The organism is Paenibacillus sp. Soil750 (assembly GCF_001428045.1).
GTDB classification, from domain to species: domain Bacteria; phylum Bacillota; class Bacilli; order Paenibacillales; family NBRC-103111; genus Paenibacillus_E; species Paenibacillus_E allorhizoplanae.
Genome location: NZ_LMSD01000003.1, coordinates 1 through 20,447, shown reverse-complemented (window position 1 = coordinate 20,447; position 20,447 = coordinate 1). Strand labels below are relative to the sequence as shown.

15 protein-coding genes, 3 tRNA genes and 1 rRNA gene are annotated in these 20,447 nt (G+C 46.5%); 5 read left to right on the top strand and 14 right to left on the bottom strand.

The features are described from left to right. The first annotated feature begins 141 nt into the window (after window positions 1-141). Window positions 142-1,242, top strand: a complete 1,101-nt coding sequence (locus ASL11_RS04380) for a YheC/YheD family endospore coat-associated protein (protein WP_056610219.1) — start codon at window positions 142-144, stop codon at window positions 1,240-1,242. A 607-nt stretch (window positions 1,243-1,849) separates the two neighbouring features. On the opposite strand, the gene nagZ is transcribed toward ASL11_RS04380, so the two are convergent. Together nagZ and ASL11_RS04370 are read right to left on the bottom strand one after the other, a co-directional pair. Further along, window positions 1,850-3,151: a beta-N-acetylhexosaminidase gene (gene nagZ, locus ASL11_RS04375; protein ID WP_056610217.1), complete on the bottom strand. Its 1,302-nt coding sequence runs from the start codon at window positions 3,149-3,151 to the stop codon at window positions 1,850-1,852. Between the two features lie 76 nt (window positions 3,152-3,227). Then, window positions 3,228-3,524 (bottom strand): hypothetical protein, encoded by a 297-nt coding sequence (locus ASL11_RS04370; protein ID WP_056610215.1) that lies wholly within the window; start codon window positions 3,522-3,524, stop codon window positions 3,228-3,230. A 203-nt stretch (window positions 3,525-3,727) separates the two neighbouring features. On the opposite strand from ASL11_RS04370, the gene asd reads away from it, so the two are divergent. Both asd and ASL11_RS04360 read left to right on the top strand, forming a co-directional pair. Next, window positions 3,728-4,516: an archaetidylserine decarboxylase gene (asd, locus tag ASL11_RS04365; RefSeq protein WP_056610213.1), complete on the top strand. Its 789-nt coding sequence runs from the start codon at window positions 3,728-3,730 to the stop codon at window positions 4,514-4,516. 35 nt (window positions 4,517-4,551) lie between these two features. After that, window positions 4,552-5,811 carry an MFS transporter gene (locus ASL11_RS04360; RefSeq protein ID WP_056610211.1) on the top strand — a complete coding sequence of 420 codons (1,260 nt, stop codon included), beginning with the start codon at window positions 4,552-4,554 and terminating at the stop codon, window positions 5,809-5,811. Between the two features lie 57 nt (window positions 5,812-5,868). Here the strand turns inward: ASL11_RS04360 and ASL11_RS04355 are convergent, their stop codons facing one another. Beyond that, window positions 5,869-7,308, bottom strand: coding sequence for an NAD-dependent malic enzyme (locus ASL11_RS04355; protein WP_056610209.1), 1,440 nt, complete (start codon window positions 7,306-7,308; stop codon window positions 5,869-5,871). 186 nt (window positions 7,309-7,494) lie between these two features. After that, the gene (gene pdxR / locus ASL11_RS04350; protein WP_235550372.1) at window positions 7,495-9,108 is read right to left on the bottom strand and encodes a MocR-like pyridoxine biosynthesis transcription factor PdxR; all 1,614 of its coding nucleotides are present in this window, start codon (window positions 9,106-9,108) and stop codon (window positions 7,495-7,497) included. Between the two features lie 20 nt (window positions 9,109-9,128). On the opposite strand from pdxR, the gene ASL11_RS04345 reads away from it, so the two are divergent. Together ASL11_RS04345 and ASL11_RS04340 are read left to right on the top strand one after the other, a co-directional pair. After that, window positions 9,129-9,710 carry a GNAT family N-acetyltransferase gene (locus ASL11_RS04345; protein ID WP_056610204.1) on the top strand — a complete coding sequence of 194 codons (582 nt, stop codon included), beginning with the start codon at window positions 9,129-9,131 and terminating at the stop codon, window positions 9,708-9,710. 157 nt (window positions 9,711-9,867) lie between these two features. After that, window positions 9,868-11,178, top strand: coding sequence for an aminotransferase class I/II-fold pyridoxal phosphate-dependent enzyme (locus ASL11_RS04340; protein ID WP_056610203.1), 1,311 nt, complete (start codon window positions 9,868-9,870; stop codon window positions 11,176-11,178). Between the two features lie 296 nt (window positions 11,179-11,474). Here the strand turns inward: ASL11_RS04340 and ASL11_RS04335 are convergent, their stop codons facing one another. The 10 genes from ASL11_RS04335 to ASL11_RS04290 form a co-directional block, all read right to left on the bottom strand. Beyond that, the gene (locus ASL11_RS04335) at window positions 11,475-11,684 is read right to left on the bottom strand and encodes a hypothetical protein (protein ID WP_056610201.1); all 210 of its coding nucleotides are present in this window, start codon (window positions 11,682-11,684) and stop codon (window positions 11,475-11,477) included. A 178-nt stretch (window positions 11,685-11,862) separates the two neighbouring features. Next, complete coding sequence (locus ASL11_RS04330) at window positions 11,863-13,080, bottom strand: MFS transporter (protein WP_056610199.1); 1,218 nt, start codon at window positions 13,078-13,080, stop codon at window positions 11,863-11,865. A 29-nt stretch (window positions 13,081-13,109) separates the two neighbouring features. Next, complete coding sequence (locus tag ASL11_RS04325) at window positions 13,110-14,420, bottom strand: D-arabinono-1,4-lactone oxidase (RefSeq protein ID WP_056610196.1); 1,311 nt, start codon at window positions 14,418-14,420, stop codon at window positions 13,110-13,112. Next, window positions 14,417-15,604, bottom strand: a complete 1,188-nt coding sequence (locus ASL11_RS04320) for an amino acid deaminase/aldolase (RefSeq protein WP_082595263.1) — start codon at window positions 15,602-15,604, stop codon at window positions 14,417-14,419. Before ASL11_RS04320 ends, ASL11_RS04325 begins: the two co-directional genes overlap by 4 nt. A gap of 32 nt (window positions 15,605-15,636) precedes the next feature. Beyond that, window positions 15,637-17,007, bottom strand: a complete 1,371-nt coding sequence (locus ASL11_RS04315) for an aldehyde dehydrogenase (RefSeq protein ID WP_056610191.1) — start codon at window positions 17,005-17,007, stop codon at window positions 15,637-15,639. Between the two features lie 294 nt (window positions 17,008-17,301). After that, complete coding sequence (locus ASL11_RS37345) at window positions 17,302-19,506, bottom strand: glycosyltransferase (protein ID WP_268796184.1); 2,205 nt, start codon at window positions 19,504-19,506, stop codon at window positions 17,302-17,304. 452 nt (window positions 19,507-19,958) lie between these two features. Further along, window positions 19,959-20,040 (bottom strand) — tRNA-Leu (locus ASL11_RS04305). A gap of 13 nt (window positions 20,041-20,053) precedes the next feature. Further along, window positions 20,054-20,125 (bottom strand) — tRNA-Gln (locus ASL11_RS04300). Window positions 20,126-20,140: 15 nt separating this feature from the next. Beyond that, window positions 20,141-20,213 (bottom strand) — tRNA-His (locus tag ASL11_RS04295). A gap of 131 nt (window positions 20,214-20,344) precedes the next feature. Then, a 23S ribosomal RNA gene (locus tag ASL11_RS04290) occupies window positions 20,345-20,447 on the bottom strand; the annotation flags it as partial.

Here is a 20,447-nt window from a genome sequence, read left to right as displayed (position 1 = left end):
TGGCAAAGCATGGGCATCTGTCCTTGTTTTAGAAGAAAGTATCGGCATTTGTACAAACAAGTCTTGTTCTTTTTCCATAAACTAAGTGTGATTCCGTTTTCGGCAAATATTCAAGCCCCAATTAAAGAGGGAGTGAAGTCAATGAGTAATCCCTATGTGGGTATTTTAGTTAACGATTCCTTGTTTGCAGGTATTCCTCTAGGGAACACACAATACGAAGCCATTCGTTTTTACGAGGATGCTGGCAAACTCTATGGCCTTACGCCTTGTTATTTCCGAATTCATGATGTTCATATGAAAACAATGAAGGTATATGCCTATGTAAAGGATGGCCAACATTTTATAAGAAAATGGTCTGATCTCCCTAAAGTCATTCATAATCGTGCCATTTATTTGGACTCTTCTTCAGCACGAATTTTGGAAGCATGGACACAGCAAGGTGTTACGCTGTTTAATCGTTGGAACCGTTATAGCAAGATGCGTATCCATGAAATCTTAATGAAAAATGAGAGCATTCGCCCGCATCTCCCCTGTACATTTCCAGCTACAATTGAAAATGTTAAGGCCATGATGGATTCGTTTGACACATTAATTATCAAACCAACCAATTCTAGCATCGGACGCGGTGTGATGAAATTAGAGCGTCAAGGGAACTTATGGAAACTCCTCTATCCCGTTAACATGAAGCTTTCGAATCGGACTTGGCGAACACTCAAGTTCCGTCAACACTTGCCCCTGCTTCTCCGCCGGCGGATTGTAAGGAGCAGCTATATGGTTCAACAATGCCTGCCTCTTGCCACGGTAGATGGTTCTCCCTTTGACCTGCGCGTTTCCGTTCAGCGTGGGAATGATGGATCATGGGGCGTTACTGGCATCATTGCCAAGGTAGCCTCCCGTAAGCATTTCTTAACGAATGTCGCGCAAGGCGGGCGTGTCAGTTCCTTATCCGATATTTTGAATAACCACTATCCTCAGCTTGACCCGGAGACCGTATGTCTCCAGATGACGAATTTCGCGCTCTTGGTCGCCAAGCATCTCAGCACAGAATTGCCAAACTTGGCTGATTTAGGACTCGACATTGCTATGACGAACGATGGCTTCCCTTTATTTATCGAATGCAATGGGAAGGATCAACGTTACAGTTTCCGTGAGGCAAATATGCAAGAGTGTTGGAAAGCCACCTATTTCAACCCTATAGCCTATGCCAAATTCATCTTAGACGGTGGCACGCCTCCGTGCTAGAAGCTGGAGCGGGAGCAGCAGAACGAAGCAAAAAACCGTCATTCCGAGTTTACTCGGGGGGACGGTTTTTTTTGGGTGGGGCGCGGTTGAGTGATAGTGTATAAGACGCAGCTTCACCTATGTCCGAGGCGCTCTCAACCCACTTGAATTGAAATGTAACTGTATAAAGTACATCTATTTTCGGCGATAATCCCTCTCTGCGAGGAATAACTGGAAAAAATACATCTAATTCAAGCAATATCCTCTCAATAAGGAGAAAAACGAGAATTTAGCTACATATTTTCCATTTAAATCAAAAAATCAATTGAAATCTTTCAATATAGCTGTATATTTTCCAGTTATTTCAATTCAACTACAGCATGCAGACCCATCTCTGCCTCGCCAAAGTCCTATTTCGTATATCTGTTTTCTCGAGATCTCAAAGATGTACGTGATTCCGACCCAAATAGCTAGTTTACCATAGGCAGAATGAGGTGCATTGTAACGCTGTGTTGATGGGGGCGAGGGTTATAAAGTAGCTAGTTTGTTGTGTGTCCCCCCCCCCGCACCCTTCCGTGCGGTGGTCGACTGAGATCATGGCATCTCAGCACCACCACGACGCCAACCCTTACTTCGCACTAAGCGGAGCAAGCACCCGCTGAACTTCAGCATTCAGCAGCTTCGGATCCGGTACAGTTACCGGCTGATCCTGAAGCTTATACTTCATTTTCAGTTTATAGACCTGTTGCACACTTTGGTCAATCGTGTCTAAGGGAATCCGCCCCGCTTGAACAGCGGTACGCAAGGAGTTAATAACGGTTATCGCTTTCTGAGGATCGTGCCCGACCATCACGACATTGGAACCCGCGAGCACAGACTTCACGGCAGCTTCGCCCATTTCATAATTTTCCGCAATGGCGCCCATCGTCATATCATCTGTCATGATGAGCCCCTTGAAGCCAAGCTCCTTGCGTAGAAGATCCGTCATGATCGTCTTCGACATCGAAGCCGGGTATTTCGTATCTATTTTTGGCAGCAAAATATGAGCGACCATAATCGCATCCGCCTGATGCTTAATAGCATCTGCAAAAGGAATCAGCTCAAGCTTCCGCAAGCGAGCGAGGTCATTTTGAACAACGGGTAAGCCAATATGTGAATCAACAGCCGTATCCCCGTGTCCCGGAAAATGCTTCACAACCGGAACGACCTTCATCTCTTGTATGCCATTCATCATCGGAATTCCGAAGCTACTTACGAGCGCTGCATTCGCGCCAAAAGATCGATCGCCAATAACCGGGTTCTTGGGGTTGCTGTTGATATCCAAATCAGGCGCAAAATCCATATTAAGCCCATAGGCATTCAGCTCTTTCCCCAGCAACTGACCGATGCTGTGAGCCAACTCGGTTTTACCCGATTTTCCAATCGTCTGACTTGTCGGTGTTTTCGAGATTTCATCGGGCAATCGCGTTACCCTGCCGCCTTCTTCATCGACACCAAGCCACAGTGGAAGCTTGTTCACCGTATTCGTCTTTTTCAAATCATTGACTAGGCTCACTAATTGATTCGTATCTTTCACATTCGGCTTATACAGAATAATGCCACCTACATGATAGGTTGCAATCAATTTACGTGCTTCTTCATTCATACTATAATCATCGATTCCAGCGATTATCATCTGACCTAGCTTCTCATCCAGTGTCATTTTAGGAAAATTCACCGATGCTACCGGAGTTGGCGAAGGCGTAGGAGCAACCGACGGGATAGGTGTAGAGGTAGGCACCACTGTTGGCGAAACAGTAACTGACGGTGAACTCGGGATAGGAGTTCCACTTGGCTGAGCTTCATGACGTGTCGCACAACCCGTAATAAGGAGCATTAACCCTCCAACTGTTCCAATTCTACGCATGATTTGGGAATAATTTCGTTTCATCTTTGCCACCTGCCTTTACATCACAGTCACTATATAGAGTAGACGCACCATGCATTGGAATCGTTGAATTGCCGCTTCACTCGCTGCGAATTCCTTTTAAAAAACAATGCAGCAACATATAAATCCCATATGCCCCTAAATAACCACCAGTGAACAGAAACAGCTTGTTCGTAAAAACAACATGGATGTTCGTCATGAAAACCGTATCATCTCGAAGGATCTGGTACACGTGCATGGAAGTGATTGCACCAAATATATACGCACATAAAACCGCTGCCCCTGCGAATACATGTTTAAAGGAATGTAGTAACCAAGCACTAGCAAGCATAACTAGCGGAATCAGAATAACAAAAATAACGATTATTATCGACATTGTCGCGTTCACCTCTTCAACAGCATTGACGAATTTGCTGTCGAAAATACAGAAAACCACTTGGCTAGTCCCAAGGAATTGAACAATAGGCAATTGATTCTTTTACTTTTCTGTGGCAAGATTAGCGAAGAACCGATAATAGGAAACGATGTGCTAAGGCCAGAGTCCTTCCTAACCAACGAATGAACAGGAGTTTATGATCTATGTCTAAGCCTTTTTTCCGATTACTGACCGAGTTGTCTTCACGCAAATGGGTCTCACAACTGACAGGTGCCCTTGCTCGTTCCAAAATAAGCCGACTCTTTATCCCTCGTTTTGCCCAAACCTATGGCATTCGCATTGAAGATGCTGAAAAGCATATCAAGGAGTATAAATCCCTGAATGATTTCTTCACTCGCCGATTGAAGCCAGGCTTGCGCCCGATTCACGAAGACACAACACGTGTTGTAAGTCCGGTTGATGCCATGATTACAGGTATTGGCGATATCAAAGAAGGCTTAATCGTCAATGTCAAAGGTCAAGATTATACAATCGACGAGTTGCTTAACCGCTCACCGCGCACAGTGAATTATAATAACGGCTTTTATTTCGTTCTATATCTGAGTCCAACTGATTATCACCGAATTCATTCACCAATCTCGGGGGATATCTTGGAGAAAGAGCATGTCCTAGGGAAAGTGTATCCCGTTAATGAATTCGGACTGCGTCATATGAAACGTGTACTTAGCCGCAACGAGCGATTAATTACATTCATTCAACACGCAACTGGAGAAGTAGCCGTTGTCAAAGTCGGTGCACTGAATGTGAGCTCCATCCAATATGTAACACCCCTTCCAAAAACGCTTGAACGCGGTCAAGAGCTCGCCTATTTCGAGTTCGGCTCCACGGTTGTTCTGTTATTTGAAGATGGGATGTTCGAAGCACGTCCTGATCTAAAGCTTGGCTCAAAAGTGAAAATGGGCGAAGATCTCGGGCGTTTCTTGGACAACTAGCCTAGTCGGGAATCAGAACCTGAGAGGAGAAAACCATGGCATCCATTTCAACACCATCTCCTAATCATAGCTCGAAAAGCTTGCAAGGAACGGGAGATGTCAAACCAACTGTTTATCGGATTTTATTCGCTATTGGGCTTGTTCATTTGCTCAACGATTCCATTCAATCCGTAATTCCAGCTATTTTCCCCATTCTGAAAGATGAAATGGGACTTAGCTACGCACAAGTCGGATGGGTGCAATTCGCGATTAACTTTACAGCATCCATTATGCAGCCTGTCGTTGGACTCTATACGGACCGGAAGCCATCGCCCTACATGCTGCCAATTGGGATGACATCAACCTTGATCGGTATGCTGCTGCTAGCATTTGCTCATTCGTATTGGGTAGTCCTTTTGTCTGTTTGTTTTGTCGGACTTGGGTCGGCAGCCTTCCATCCAGAAGGCTCACGCGTTTCACATATGGCAGCTGGTAATCGAAAAGGCCTCGCCCAATCGATCTTCCAAGTCGGTGGCAACGCTGGTCAGTCATTGGCTCCCATTATGACCAAATGGATCTTCATTCCGTTAGGATTGTTCGGATCGATCTGGTTTACCGGTGTCGCGGCTATCGCGATCGCTGTACAAATGTACATAGCACGTTGGTACAAGGTTGTCCTGCAAGACGCACCAGTGAAGGCCAAAACCGTCGTAAAACGGGTTGTTAGTCCGCAGCGGCGCAAGCAAGTCATGTTCGCTATCAGTGTATTGATATTCCTTGTGTTTGTTCGTTCCTGGTATGGCGCGGCTATGAGCGGATATTTCGCCTTCTTCCTTCAAGACAAATATGGTATTTCCATAGACAGAGCGCAGAATTTTATTTTCTTATTCCTAGCGGCTGGGGCCGTTGGTACTTTCTTTGGCGGGCCGATTGCGGATCGCTTCGGTAAACGTAATGTCATTTTCTTTTCCATGTTAGGATCGGCACCATTCGCCTTATTGCTACCGCATGTGTCCGTCGGTTGGGCGTACGTGTTGCTCGTTATTATCGGTGTTATTCTTTTAGCCAGCTTCTCTGTTACCGTCGTTTATGCTCAAATGCTTTTCCCTGGGAAAGTGGGGACTGTATCCGGTCTCATCACAGGTTTAGCCTTCGGTCTAGGAGGTATCGGAAGTGTCGTACTCGGTAACCTTTGTGATACGATCGGAACGTCCCGCGTCATGGAGCTCTGTGCGTTCCTGCCTTTGCTGGGAGTACTTACTTTCTTGCTGCCTACCGATCGTAAGTTGAAGGAATGGACAGAAGAACAAGCCTAAAACATAAAAAGCAGTTCGGCACGCTGAGTCAGCGTTGTACCGAACTGCTTTTTTCAATTAATCGTGATGTGACTCGTTTACTTCGCGTTGACTGCGACGACGTGCAACACCTGATTCAAACGCCGCTTCCATAACAGCTTCTCTAACCTTCTCAACAACAGCGTGGTTGAACACGCTCGGGATAATGTAGTATTCGTTCAGCTCGTCCTCATTTACGACAGCAGCAATCGCTTTGGCTGCAGCAAGCTTCATCTCTTGCGTGATCTTAGAAGCCCGGCAGTCTAACACGCCGCGGAAAATACCTGGAAAACAAAGTACATTGTTAATTTGATTCGGATAATCGGAGCGTCCTGTCGCCATGACACGAACATAAGGCTCAGCTTCCTCTGGTGTGATTTCCGGTGTGGGATTCGCCATTGCGAAAACAATCGGGTCTGCCGCCATCCGTTTCACATCATCTTGCTTCAGCACGCCTGGTCCTGACAGCCCGATAAAAATATCTGCACCTGAGATGACATCAGATAAGGTACCACGTTCTAGCCCAGGGTTCGTGTTTTCAGCGTACCACTCCCAAGCCTTGTTCGTGAATTCATCTCCTCGCACAATAGCCCCTTGACGATCCACACCAATGACATTGGTAACGCCTGCTGAGATTAGCATTTTGGTACATGCAATACCAGCAGCCCCGATACCTGTGATAACTACCTTACATGATTCCAATTGCTTTCCTACCAGCTTAACCGCATTTAGCAGCCCGGCTAGAATAACAACCGCTGTTCCATGCTGATCATCATGAAAAACAGGAATATCAAGCTCATTAATTAAACGTTCTTCGATTTCAAAACAACGCGGGGAAGAAATATCCTCCAAATTAATACCGCCAAATCCTGGCGCAATCGCCTTCACGGTACGAATAATTTCTTCGGTATCTTGGGTGTCCAGACAAATTGGGAACGCATCTACGCCTGCCATTTGTTTAAATAGCATCGCTTTCCCTTCCATCACGGGCATTGCCGCTTCTGGTCCAATATTTCCAAGCCCTAGTACAGCCGTACCATCTGAAACGACAGCAACGGTATTTCTTTTAATCGTCAACGAATGTGCCTTGCTCGGGTCTTCATGAATCGCCATACATACTCTGGCAACTCCAGGTGTATATACGCGGGACAAATCGTCCCTGTTTTTAATCGGTACTTTGGGGGTGACTTCAATTTTCCCACCCAAATGAAGCAGGAAGGTCTGATCTGACACGTTAATGATGCGGACACCTGGAATAACCTTTAGTGCTTTCGTTATTGTTTCCGTATGCTCGGGATCACTTACTTTGACTGTAATATCACGTGTAGTCGTCGTTTTGCTAGCTCTTGTGACGTCAATCGCCACTATATCGCCGCCTGCATCACCAATGGCTGTTGCAATTCTTCCAAAGGTTACGAGTTCTTTATGTATTTCCAGTCGCACGATGACACTTGTGCCCCCACCATTTAATCCAGCCATGAAAGGATCACTCCTACGAATTGTAATTTAATTGAACACATGTTAGATGATAACATACAACCTATTGCAAACAAAGTTATTGCCCAAAAGACTTATCTTGCACAGTGATAGAGACTTTTTATGGTAGGCGAGAAGGAATTAGGAAAAGTATGGTACAGATAGAGCAGGAAGCATGGTAATAAAGGGTCAGATAAATCCTACAGAGACTGAGCGGAGCAAGGTGATGCCTTGCCTGATCTCAGCCTCTGTTAGATGGGCGAATCCGAAGCATACTCCCGCTCTGCCGTCCGGGAGTGCGTAGTTGCCGGCGTCCGTCCAGGTCACGCCGACTGCCCGACATGCGGCTGCATACGCGATATAGGTGCGAAGCTCACCGCGCCACCAGCCGAACAGATGCAGCCCGCTATCGCTGTCCACCCACTCGAAGAGGGTGGACAGCTGCTCCTGCAGCAGCGCCTGCAGGAGCAAGAACTTGCTCGCGTACACCCGCCGCATGCGGCGCAGGTGTCGCTCGTAGCCGCCGCTCGCCATGAAGGCGGCGAGCGAGCGCTGTTCGAGCAGCCCCGTTGGGTGCGGCTCGTATAGCCGCTTCGCGGCTACAAAAGCGTCGTGCAGCGCCTCCGGCAGCACGACATAGCCGATGCGCAGGTCCTGCAGCATCGTTTTGGAAAAGGTGCCGATGTAGACCACTCGGCCCTCTTGGTCCAGCACCTTGAGCGGCTCAATCGGCCGCCCGCGGTGCCTGAACTCGCTGTCATAATCGTCTTCGACGATGACAGCGCCTTGCTCCGCCGCCCAGCGCAGCAGCTGCTGGCGGCGCTCCAGGCCCAGCACCGCCCCCGTAGGAAATTGGCGGCTGGGCGTTACGAACAGCAGCCGCGCGTTCCACGGCTGCGGGATAAGCCCTTGCCCGTCCACAGGCGCGTGGACGGGTACTCCGCCAGCCGCCAGCACAGCGCGGCTGGCGCCTTGATACCCGGGCCGCTCCAGCACCACGGGGTCGCCCGGGTTTACGAGCAGCTGGGTCAGCAGGGCTATCGCCTGCATCGACCCATTGACGATTACGATGCGCTCCGGCGGCGCATCGATGCCTCGCATCCGCCTCAGGTGCACCGCAATCGCTTCGCGAAGCGCGTAGTGTCCCTCGGCGATGTGAGCGTCCTCTTGCGGCGACTCCGTCATCCGCCGCACCTGTTCGTACATCCCGCGGTTCCATTGCTCCCGCGGGAACTGGTCCATCTGCGGACGCGCCACCACGAATGCAATTTCTCTTCCAGCTTGCTTACCTTCTAGCTTTTCCCCCTGCTCTTTGTCACCATCAATTCTTCCCTCTCGCTCTCTCCTACGCCCCCCAGCATCTACACCTTCGCTCACTCGGGCGCCCCAAGCCGACAATTCTATATTCTTTCCCACCTTGGCCTCATACATCACATGACCGTCCGCATAGACGACGAAAGTGCCTCTGCCAACATCTGCCTGCAAATATCCCTCTGCAATCAGCATATCGTACACCTGATTTACTGTCCCCCGAGAAATGCCCAATCGATCAGCCAAGTCCCGGCTAGATGGCAATTTCGTATTCTGCTTCAACTTATTTCCCACAATTTCATCGCGAAGCGCATGATACAATGCGGCGTATTTACTAGGATATTGTGTGCAGTACGTTTGAAACGGCAAATAAAATGCCATACAACCACTTCTTTTCTTTTTAAAATGGTACATATAAATTGAGTCATATTGGTACTTATTATGAATCCAATCATACAGTATGCTTACTACAATCACATTAAAATCATTCACGAGTAAGGAGAAATCAAACTATGAATCTACTACCGCCAACCCTAGAAGGAACTCGCGTCACCTTGCTTCCTTTGCATGAGTCACATATTCCTGGACTGATCGAGGCTGCTAACGACCCTGCCATTTTCTCATTTATGACACCCTTGCTTAATCCTGCCGAAGTTCACAAATTTGTCTACCAAGCACTTAACGAGCAGGAAGCGGGACAAGGAATCCCTTTCAGCGTCTACGATAGAGCTACAGATACCATCGTCGGCAGTACACGACTTTTCGATATTTCCATCCCTCATCGGAATTTGGAGATTGGGCATACCTGGTACAATTCAAGTGTTTGGAGAACTCGTGTGAATACAGAATGTAAGTATTTATTGCTTCAATACTGCTTTGAATCTCTAGATCTTCTGCGTGTTCAGCTCAAAACAGATCTTCGCAACGAACGCTCCCAAGCAGCAATTGCCCGTATAGGAGCCCAGAAAGAAGGTATTCTTCGTCAACATCGTGTGCTTCACGATGGTTATGTACGAGATACAGTTATGTTTAGTATCCTTGACAACGAGTGGCCGCAAGTCAAGCAACGACTAGAAGGTTTTTTAATCAAATAAGCCTATGGCAAGTGACTGGAATGCGTTCATCCATGGCACTTGCTTCTTTTGATATCAATTCGCAGAAAATTTGTTTAGCGCAGTGACGTGCAGGTGTGAAAGTGATATAATAACTGGGAAAAAATGAATCGCTCATTGGAAGGAATGACCCAATCTTATGAATCCTTTGGCAAGTCAGTTAAACGAGACCCTGCAACGTGAAAATTCTCACGTACATGACATGCTTTCCGCATTAGGTAAATCGATTTACTTCCCGAAAGAAGGCATTCTCAGCCAATCGGCTGAAGCGAAGGCCAAAGCCAAGAAATTCAATGCTACCATCGGTATTGCGATCGAAAATGGTCAACCAATGCATCTGAAGGTCATTCAAGATACACTCTCCACTTACAATCCTAAAGATATATATGAATACGCTCCACCGGCTGGTAAGCCTGAGCTTCGTACAGCTTGGCGCAAAAAGATGCTCGAAGAAAACCCGGGCATTGGCAGCAAGCTTATCGGTAACCCGATTGTAACGAATGCTTTGACACATGGTCTAAGTATCGCTGCTGATCTCTTTGCAGATGTTGGTGATGCGGTTATTATTCCTGATAAAAATTGGGAAAATTACGAGCTCACTTTCGAGATTCGCCGCGGTGCTCAAATCGTGAACTATCCGCTCTATAACGAACAAGAGAGATTTAATTCCGAAGGATTGCGTGATGCACTCCTTGCTCAGAAGTCCAAAGGCAAAGCCATCGTCGTGCTGAACTTCCCGAACAATCCAACGGGCTATACGCCTGATGTGGAAGATGGCAATGCCATTACGGCCGCGATCAAAGAAGCTGCTGAAGCTGGGATTAACGTAGTTGTTCTGACGGACGATGCTTATTTCGGTCTTTTCTTTGAAAATTCCTTGCATGAATCCTTGTTCGGTCAATTGGCTGACCTGCATCCACGTGTGCTTGCAGTCAAAATTGACGGAGCAACCAAAGAAGAATACGTTTGGGGCTTCCGTGTAGGCTTCATAACGTATGCGGGTCAAAGTGATGCACTTCTTAGTGCGCTCGAACAAAAAACAATGGGGATTATCCGTGCGACAATTTCCAGTGGACCGCATCCGTCCCAAACGTTCGTGCTTCACGCCTTGAACTCACCAGAATTCAATGCTCAGAAACAAGAGAAATACGAAATCATGAAAGGCCGCGCGAACCGTACGAAATCCATTTTGGACAGCGGCAAGTTCGACGATGCATGGGGCTACTACCCTTTCAACTCCGGCTATTTCATGTGCTTGAAGCTCAAAACCGTTGACGCTGAAGCATTGCGCGTACATTTATTGAATCAGCATGGTGTAGGCACAATCGCGCTTGGCGAGACCGATCTTCGTGTAGCATTCTCTTGTATCGAAGAATGCAATTTGGAAGAGCTATTCAATATCATCTATCAAAGTGTTAAAGAAATAGAGACAGTTGCCGCAAGCAAATAGGCAGACAACGTAAAAAGAGGTGTCCCAGTAGCCATGTATGTGGCGGGGACCCTCTTTTTTTACGAAAGTGCAACTATTTCTGTTGGCAAAGCTCATCTTGACATCTTTCGGCCCTAAAAATTGCCTTTTGGCACTTATTCATCTACGTTAAACTGTTTTCCCCGAAAATAAGTGTCTTTTTGCATCTTTGACCGTGTACATATTACTTAGATAAACGTCTTCCCACCTGGAATGGAAGTTATATACGACAAATCACGTTCAGATTATCCTCTAAACACTTCAATTAGATGTAACTGTCATCCCATACCCGTCGAACATTGCGGAGGTGGAGCTACTACAAAGGTTGAACTGCTGCGTACATATCTCCCCTGCCCTACCTTGACCTCAGTTTCATCAAACTCCGCGACAAGCCCGCCGCCAATCATTTTTCCATCCATCAACACCAAGATGTAAGTTCCAAACAACATCGCATTCGTAAAATCTGCATCCCGATGTATGATATTCATAGGCCCCCCAGTAAATACTTTCCTATTATTTCTATGTATAAGCCACTATACCTTTTCCAGCGTTACAGTATAGTTACACACAATCAACACAGCGAAAAGGCTTGGAAGGTTCCCTACCCTGTCGCCTATTGGCGCTCCCTGCCCCTCTATCCCAATCAAACAAGTTCGAAGAGGATCTTTACATCTGTTCGTTTCTTTCACGTTGGATCCTCGAAGGTGCCGTCTGTAGTCGCCCAACCGCTGGCAAAATGAGAATGGCTACAATAGCTAATATGCCGATAGCTACAATCCTATTCCCTAACAAGAGTTGAACAATCAAGGAAAGCACAATCCCCCCTAAGTTGCCAAATAGCAGCAACAAGCCTGTGACCGCGCCGACTGACTGCGGATCGGATTTGGCCTCTGCCAGCGAAAGCATCACGGGTAAATCAGCCAGTAAAAGAAAACCGCATATCACTAGCAAGCTGATGAACATCCACTGGGGCATACCGACTGCAAGTCCGATCAGAAGTACCACGCTCGCCACGAGTGAAAAGCGTACAACCACTCGCGCGCGCTGACCGCGCAGCGCCCATCGTGGCACAATCGCAGCACCGACAATACCTGCCGCCGTCATTACACCGATGCCAATGCCGACTTGCTGGGCATTGAAACCGATAGCGCTGGCCAACACTTCAAGCCATGTCGCCAGTGTAATGAAAATGCCGAAGCCAGCGAACAGGAGCAGGCTGAACAGCCTTACCCAACGCTGCGACCATAGGGTCGCAATCGCGCTGAACCCTAACGTGCTGCTCGTATCATCAGCCGCATCGACCCCAAACACTGGCGCTCGTCTTAGCGCCACAAGCATAGCAACGGCGGCAATGACGCTAATGGCGCCTTGTGTCCACAGGACAGCTGACATCCCTTGCCATGCTAGTAAAAAAGGAACGGTGACGGTTGAGATAAGGATACCGACGAACAAACTGGCCGTACCAGCCGCAATCGCATTAGCTCGTTGCTCTGGACGTACATAGAGCACAGCTAATTTGTTCACGGCGTTGAGTACGAGAGGCTGACCTACGGATATCACAATCTGTCCGATGAGCGCATATTCATAGCCAGGTAGAATACGAATAAGTGCTCCAACCGCAGTCAACGCAGCGCCAATGAGCAGCGATCCGCGAAACCAACGATCAGCAGCCATGCCAGAAGGAATTGAAAGCAATACATAGACAAGAGGAAATACGAGTGATAACCAGCCTACGGCATCGACAGAAACATGCCACTCACTGGAAGCCGCCGTCGTAATCGGCGTAAATGTGACCCATAGCAGCTGAGTCACCGCCGCTAATAAAGCGTAAGCAGTAACGACCGCCCAGCGTGACCGAGTCACACCTACACTTAGCTCCACCATCCAGACACCTCCCCATTTTCTTGTCAACCTTAACCGGTCACACCGAAAATCTTTTCCAGATACCCGTTCAGCATAATACCGTCCGGATCCAACACCTCTCGTATATGGCAAAATGGCTGCCACATCGGATACCTATCGTTTAGCTTATCTGCGTTAAGTGAATGCATTTTGCCCCAGTGCGGCCTGCCGCCGTGTTTCAGGAAAATGTCCTCCATCCCCGCAAAATAGTCCTCATGCGGCATTCCTTTATACATATGAATCGCAATGTACGAAGAATCCCTCCCGAATGCTGGACTCAACCAGATATCGTCCCCCTTAGCAAAGCGGCATTCTATCGGAAAATGAACGTTGTATTTGTCCTTCATCATCTTTTCACGCATTTCTTCAATAACGGTGGGCATGGCTTCTGCTGGGAGATTGTATTCCATCTCATTAAATCGAACAAGTCTTTGCGTCGCGAACAGTCGATGACTGTAATCTACTTTGGTGCCCACAGGCACTTGCGAGGCGGATATCCGACTCACCGTCCGACTGAGTTTCGGGACCTTACGACACAGTTCAGACAACAGACCGAAAACCGTATTTTCGAGTAGGACATCCCCGATGTAATCACGCACCTTGCGGCTCGTCACCGCGTGATCCGTGGGATTCATGAATTTCAGCTGACACGGTTCAGCGTAAGGAAACCAATAAAATTCAAAATGCCGATGTCCACTCGCGATATCAGGCAACTCCTGTAAGCATTGTTTCAGTGGCATACGCTTGCTTTCGTACATCATTTTGTAAGTGGGTTGGAGCCGTAGCTTCACTTGCACAATAATACCTAACGCGCCAAGTGATACCTGCATCGCTTTAAACATATCAAGATGAGTCACAGCTGTACATGTGATTACCTCACCTGCGCCAGTCACCATTGTCAGACCTACCACTTGCGTAGCGATATTGCCGAACTGCTGACCAGTGCCATGCGTCCCTGTGCTGATTGCACCAGCTATCGACTGTACATCGATGTCCCCGAGATTCTCCTGTGCCAGCCCTTGAGCGTACAGCAGCTCCCCAAGCAGCTTGAGCTTCGTCCCTGCCCATACCGTTGCGGTCCGCTCCTCAGCGTCTACCTCTATGAGGCCCTGCATGCGGTCCAGGGTGATAAGCACATCATCCGATGCCGCAATCGGTGTAAAAGAATGCCCCGTGCCGACAACACGCAGCCTGCGTCCTTGTCGTCTGCAAAGCAGCACCGCATCAACCACCGCTTCTATGGAGTCCGGATACAGTACAGACTGCGGTGTTGCCTGTACGATACCTGACCAATTGGTCCATATCCCTGATTTGCTCATCATAGAAAACACGCCCCCATACCGCGATACGTTGGATATGTAGATACAATATTGCCCTGCGAAACGGCATATAGCGTAAGGAATCGCTCACATAGTTCTCCTGCTTTCGCATGTCGGAAAAACACCGGATCGCCCAGCTCCAACTGGACTCCACCCCGCACACGAAGCGGCGTTTGTACTTCTCCTGCACCTTCCAATGGAAATAGCTCCAGACCTTCCGGCAAATACGGCTTAGGCCGTTTGTCTATACCCGTCGGTCCCGAAGCCGTATAACCGCCGCCCATACAGGTTACGATATTTGGCTGTGGACGTCGCACCACCTCTACTGCATACCCAGCAGCAGGTTTATAGTGAAATGACTTGTAGTTGTCGAATAAGCCAGGGGAGTAAAACCCAGATCCTGTAGTGATCTCTGTCACTGTTGTCTCTGCCCGCGAACTGTCCATGCTGCCCGTACCTCCCGCATTGACGAAACGAAGCTTAGCTCCCATCGCTTCAAGCCCACGCGCCACTTCCTCTCTCCACTGTGCAGCTTTGCGAATGGAGGTTTTTTTCATCCTGCGGATTAGCGCGTTTTTCACAGCTTGCCCAGGCACATTATCGCCTACACCGGCAATCTGCGCCTCGTATCCCATAATGCCATCAAGCCGCAGCCAACTCGCTCCGACTATCCGCTCAGCCACAGAGCGAACCTGCTCCCATCGGGTCAACGGCGATCGCCATACCCCAAAATGCAATCCAGGAAAATCCGTCGACATGTCGATGTCGATACAAACAGGAACAATAACCTGTTTAGCCGTCGCCAGCCGCCCAATGTGTTCAACATGCTCGATACAATCGACCATGAACGTAATCGTTTTGCCTTCACCTATTAGCGAAATCACATCGGTAAGCCCCTCTGCGTGCCACTGCGGATAGCCTAGTAAAAGATCATCAAACCCTTGTCGGGCTAGAAAAGCAGCCTCCTCCACCGTATAACACATAATTCCTTGGTACGCAGGATCAGCTGCCAAAATACGGCGAATCACATCCGGACAGCGAATGGACTTACTCGCCACCCGAATCTTCTTTCCCCCAGCTTCCTGCGCAATGGCCTTGATGTTAGCATCCAATAGATCCAAATCTACGAATGCGAATGGCTTCGGTACATCCTTGAAAATCTGCTTATAGTACTCGTAGGATCCTATCATGAGACTTACCTCTTCCTAGTGAGTCGTAATTAAGGCTTCGTCAGCCTGCGAATGATTTTCAACCCGATTTGACTAGAGGGATATCGAAAAGGGATATCGAACCTCGTCGTCTGCTTTAATATACTTTTCATATGTGAAAATATGTGAAAACTCATTTCGCCATGATAGCTGCCCATTCCGCTCTCGCCGACGCCGCCAACAGGCAAATGTGTAGAACCAAAATGCATCAGCGTATCATTGACACAACCACCGCCGAATGAAATTTGCTCGAGCATGACATCTTGGACTTTTTTATCTTCCGAAAATACATACAGTGCCAGCGGCTTCGGCCTAGCTTGGACTAAGCCTACTACTTCATCCAGATTGTCATAGGTTAGAACAGGAAGTATAGGGCCGAAAATCTCCTCCTGCATGACTGGCATATCCCATGTGATATTTTCAAGTACCGTCGGTTCGATTTGCAGTGTCTGATCGTCAGCTAACCCACCAATAGCGACCTTTCCATCATTCAAAAAGTGACGCAACCGCTCGTAATGACGGCGAGAAATGATTTTGCCGTAATCAGTGCTTTGCAGCGGCTTGTCGCCATAGAAGGATTTGATAGCCTCTTGCAAATAGGCCAGCAGCTTATCTTTCACACTCCGATGCACAAGCAAATAGTCTGGAGCCACGCAAGTCTGTCCCGCATTAGAGAACTTCCCGAAGGCGATACGCTGCGCCGCCAGCTTTATATGTGCGTCATGATGTACGATGCATGGGCTCTTTCCGCCGAGCTCTAGCGTGACTCGTGTAAGATGCTTCGCTGCTGCCTCCATCACGATTTTCCCAACGGCAACACTGCCTGTAAAAAAGATTTTGTCAAACGGCTGCTCCAACAGCGCGGTACTTTCTTCCACACCACCTTCCACAACAGCAATATATTGCGGTTCGAAGGTAGCGCGTACGATCGAGGTCATCACAGCAGATACCGCTGGCGCTAGCTCTGACGGCTTTAACACAACCGTATTGCCAGCCGCAATTGCCCCTACTAACGGATCAAATGCCAACATAAATGGATAATTCCATGGAGCAATGATTAATGCCGCCCCCAGTGGCTCAGGGATTATGTAGCTGCGACTCCCCGAATGCGTCATCGGAGATTTCACTTTCTTCGGCTTCATCCAATGTTTCAGATGCTTGATGACATGAGCTATTTCTTGATAAACGATGCCTATTTCAAAAGCGTACGCTTCCTTCTCTCCTTTATTCAAATCGGTGCGCAACGCCTGAATAATCTCTAATTCCCGATCGACAATCGCTTGTTTCAGCTTTTTGAGCTGTGTAAGCCGAAAAGCGAGTCCTCGTGTCGAACCGGAGAGATAGTACTTCTTTTGTTGATCCATCAATTGGCTTATCGTCATGCAAATCTCCTTCTTTCGAATATTTATATTCTGGTTGTGCATTCACAATCATTTATGAAAACGTTTACAAATATCAGTATTAAACAATTACGTAATCCTATAAGTTTACCATCCCAATCGCCACAGTGACAATATCACGATTCTGCTCCGATCATGATTTCGTCATATCGAGAAAATAGTCCTGATCGCTCAGGTCTTCTGAAAACAAAAGAAAAACCCTTATTCCAAAGGGTTTTTCTTTACAAATGGGATGCGGTCGGAGGGATTTGAACAGTAGGACCAGCCGCTCTGCTGTCACCTGTTACTTCTTGCTTTTATTCGCTTTGTTACACTTCGTTTAGCTTTTATCTTTTTCTTTATGAAGTATTTTTTTCTTCCTTTTAAATTTGTTCTTCTTTGCAATTTTATATTTTTTCTTCTTCTTAGCAATTTTAAATTTGTTCTTCTTCTAAGCAGTTTTAATTTTTTTCTTCCTCTTAGCCGTTTTAATTTCCTTCCTCTTAGCAATTTAAATTTTCTTCCTCTTAGCCGTTTTAGCTTTACTCGTCTTTTCATAAATTCATTAATTTTCTGTTCATACAACGTGATATATTGGTCCACCATTGTAGCAGTCGTGAACTTGGTAAGCACATATTCTCTTAGGACATGTGGTGGCGGGAATGGCTCATGTAAAGCTTTGTGCGCAAGTTCATCTATGCTATTACATACTAACTGAGGAAAGCCTTCAAGTACCTCTAAGGCGGCACCATTGTTCAAGGCTAGTACGGGGGTGCCTGAAATCATAGCCTCAATCAATACAAGTCCAAAAGGCTCCTTCCAAATAGACGGAAAGAGGACACATCGAGCTCTCTTAAGGAGCTCCTGCTTTTGTTTACTTGCAACAGCACCTATATAGTGAATGTTTTCATTATTATCAATACGGGGCTGTAAAATGTTTCGGAAATATTCTTCATCTTTAATAGGTCCGGCTATAATTAGCTTTTGGTGATTGCGTTCAGCAACTTCAATTGCATGAATGACGCCTTTGTCGGGGAGTATCCTCCCAATAAACAATAAATAGTCATCTTTTCCTTCACTGTACTCGTATTCATCTGGATTAATTCCGTTGTGAACAACTAGGCCTTTGACGCCGGCATTCTTCCGAGCAGCGTGACTGACATAAACGGAATCATGGAATTCAATATTGGTAGGTAAATGATGAGTGGGTAACACGGGAATTCCCATTTTTCTTAATCTGACAATAGAAGAAAAAGTGTGGTCATGAATCAGGTCTACTTTCGAAGGTCTTGTTTTACGGATAAATGCGGGTAAGTGTCGATCTTCGAAATATTTGGGGAATGGTACTACCTTTGCTGAAACTTTACTTCCCTTAGGAGCGTATAAAACAACCTTATGTCCACGTTTTACCAATTCCTGTGTAATTTCGTAAACCATTTTCTCTGTTCCAGCTGTGTCAACAGCTGATACAGGGCTACAGATTGGTGAAATGACTTGTATGATGCTTAAGGTTCGTTTTTTTTGAGTTGCATATTTTGCTGCATATTTTGGTATATTTCTTGTTTCATTCTTTGTATCATTCTTTGTTTCATTCTGGTTTGTTGCATATATTGGCGTACTTTGATTAAATAAACCAAATAAGTCACGAATCTCATTCGTTTCAACTGCTTGGCGATTATACTCTCCAACGCTTAATAATTCTCGATGTTTCCTTGCATACTCCCAGAAATGCTCAGCATACTCCGGTTTAAAATCAATATAAAAATTGATACATTTAGTTACAAAAAAGAGAATTTCCTCTTTAAAACTATTATTCAACTGTGCATGTTCGATTAAACGGTCCCAGGCTCGTAAAATATCTAACACTTTGGGTCCGCTGCTATTTGCGATAGAACCTGGTCTAGACCTTTTGTAATAATATAAAGGAATATTCAAATAAGCTGGCATATTCGCTAGACTGATCAGAATTGGAGTTGATGCAACATCCTCATACCAAATATTTAAATACTCAATTTTTTGTAATAATTCCTTTTTGTAGAGCTTATTCCAAGGAACCACTTGAGCGTAAAGAATAGCCTGCTTTTGCGTAAAGATGTCTTGTGCGTATCCCTTCTCTGGAATAGTCAGATCTTCATCTTCGTACCTACTAAAATAATCACAAATGACCATGTCATGCCCATCTAAAGCTTTCGTATACAACAACTCAAACATATTGTTAGCAATCCAATCGTCCGAGTCAACGAAACCGATATAGTCGCCTCTAGACTGAGCAATCCCTACATTCCGAGAGTTACCTACACCTTGGTTTTCAGCATAGTGAATACTTATTATACGTTCAGGTTCCTGTTTCACGAACTCTTTAATAATTTCGGAAGAATGGTCTGATGAACCATCATTGATAATAACTAACTCCATGACACTCCATATGGTTTGGTTAATTATAGATTGCAAACACTTACTGAGGAATTCCCCAGTATTGAATACAGGGACGATAACTGAAATATTAGGACGAACTGGTGTTTCTACTTTTGAAATGATCTCATTCGAGCCAAGAATAGGTTCCCCCTCCTCTACTGTTGAATTTCATACATTCATATTCCTATATTTAATTATGGCTTGTGTATTTGCTGACTTCTCCTATAAATGGGTAGTATTATTACCTAAGCGAAGCGCCAAGTAACGGGCAATCCATTATTACTGCATTCTTCCATCTGTACTAAAATAGATAAAACCCTTACTAGGTAAGGGTTTCAAGATAATAAAACTGGGATGTGGCTTATTTCTACACAATACTCCGTCCATAATCCCAAGAACGTGCCTAGAACGGCAGGGTGCATACTCTCAGGGGTACTACGCTCGTAATTTATTAAACTGTATTACTTCATTTATTCTATCTGTTGTAAAAGAAAAAAAAACCCTTATATAACAAGGGTTTTAGGCTTGTAAAGCTGGGATGCGGTCGGAGGGATTTGAACCCTCACGCCTTGTGAGCGCCACCCCCTCAAGATGGTGTGTCTGCCGTTCCACCACGACCGCTTAAGAAAATATACTGGGGATCTAGGATTTGAACCTAGGCATGACGGAGTCAAAGTCCGTTGCCTTACCGCTTGGCTAATCCCCATTATGAAGGGAAAAGGGCGACCGATGGGACTTGAACCCACGAATGCCGGATCCACAAACCGGTGCGTTAACCCCTTCGCCACGATCGCCACAGTAGGAATATTATTCCCTTAAAACTAGATACGAAACTTTAACGTAAAGTTAGGATTTGCTTAGGTTTTCTGGGCCCCAATCAAGTATTCGGAATTCGCTACAAAGCTTATCTTCACTTGGTTGGGATTTGGTTAAGCCCTCGACCGATTAGTATTCGTCAGCTGCATACGTTGCCGCACTTCCACCTCGAACCTATCAACCTCGTCGTCTACAAGGGGTCTTACATACTG

Bases quoted from the DNA above. Each gene is read 5' to 3' on its own strand.
- nagZ (WP_056610217.1), bottom strand. From the start codon at position 3,151: ATGAAACGAAATTATTCCCAAATCATGCGTAGAATTGGAACAGTTGGA.
- asd (WP_056610213.1), top strand. From the start codon at position 3,728: ATGTCTAAGCCTTTTTTCCGATTACTGACCGAGTTGTCTTCACGCAAA.
- ASL11_RS04330 (WP_056610199.1), bottom strand. From the start codon at position 13,080: ATGGTGGAGCTAAGTGTAGGTGTGACTCGGTCACGCTGGGCGGTCGTT.
- ASL11_RS04380 (WP_056610219.1), top strand. From the start codon at position 142: ATGAGTAATCCCTATGTGGGTATTTTAGTTAACGATTCCTTGTTTGCA.
- ASL11_RS04355 (WP_056610209.1), bottom strand. From the start codon at position 7,308: ATGGCTGGATTAAATGGTGGGGGCACAAGTGTCATCGTGCGACTGGAA.
- ASL11_RS04360 (WP_056610211.1), top strand. From the start codon at position 4,552: ATGGCATCCATTTCAACACCATCTCCTAATCATAGCTCGAAAAGCTTG.
- ASL11_RS04370 (WP_056610215.1), bottom strand. From the start codon at position 3,524: ATGTCGATAATAATCGTTATTTTTGTTATTCTGATTCCGCTAGTTATG.
- ASL11_RS04345 (WP_056610204.1), top strand. From the start codon at position 9,129: ATGAATCTACTACCGCCAACCCTAGAAGGAACTCGCGTCACCTTGCTT.
- ASL11_RS04315 (WP_056610191.1), bottom strand. From the start codon at position 17,007: ATGACGATAAGCCAATTGATGGATCAACAAAAGAAGTACTATCTCTCC.
- ASL11_RS04325 (WP_056610196.1), bottom strand. From the start codon at position 14,420: ATGATGAGCAAATCAGGGATATGGACCAATTGGTCAGGTATCGTACAG.
- ASL11_RS04340 (WP_056610203.1), top strand. From the start codon at position 9,868: ATGAATCCTTTGGCAAGTCAGTTAAACGAGACCCTGCAACGTGAAAAT.
- ASL11_RS04335 (WP_056610201.1), bottom strand. From the start codon at position 11,684: ATGAATATCATACATCGGGATGCAGATTTTACGAATGCGATGTTGTTT.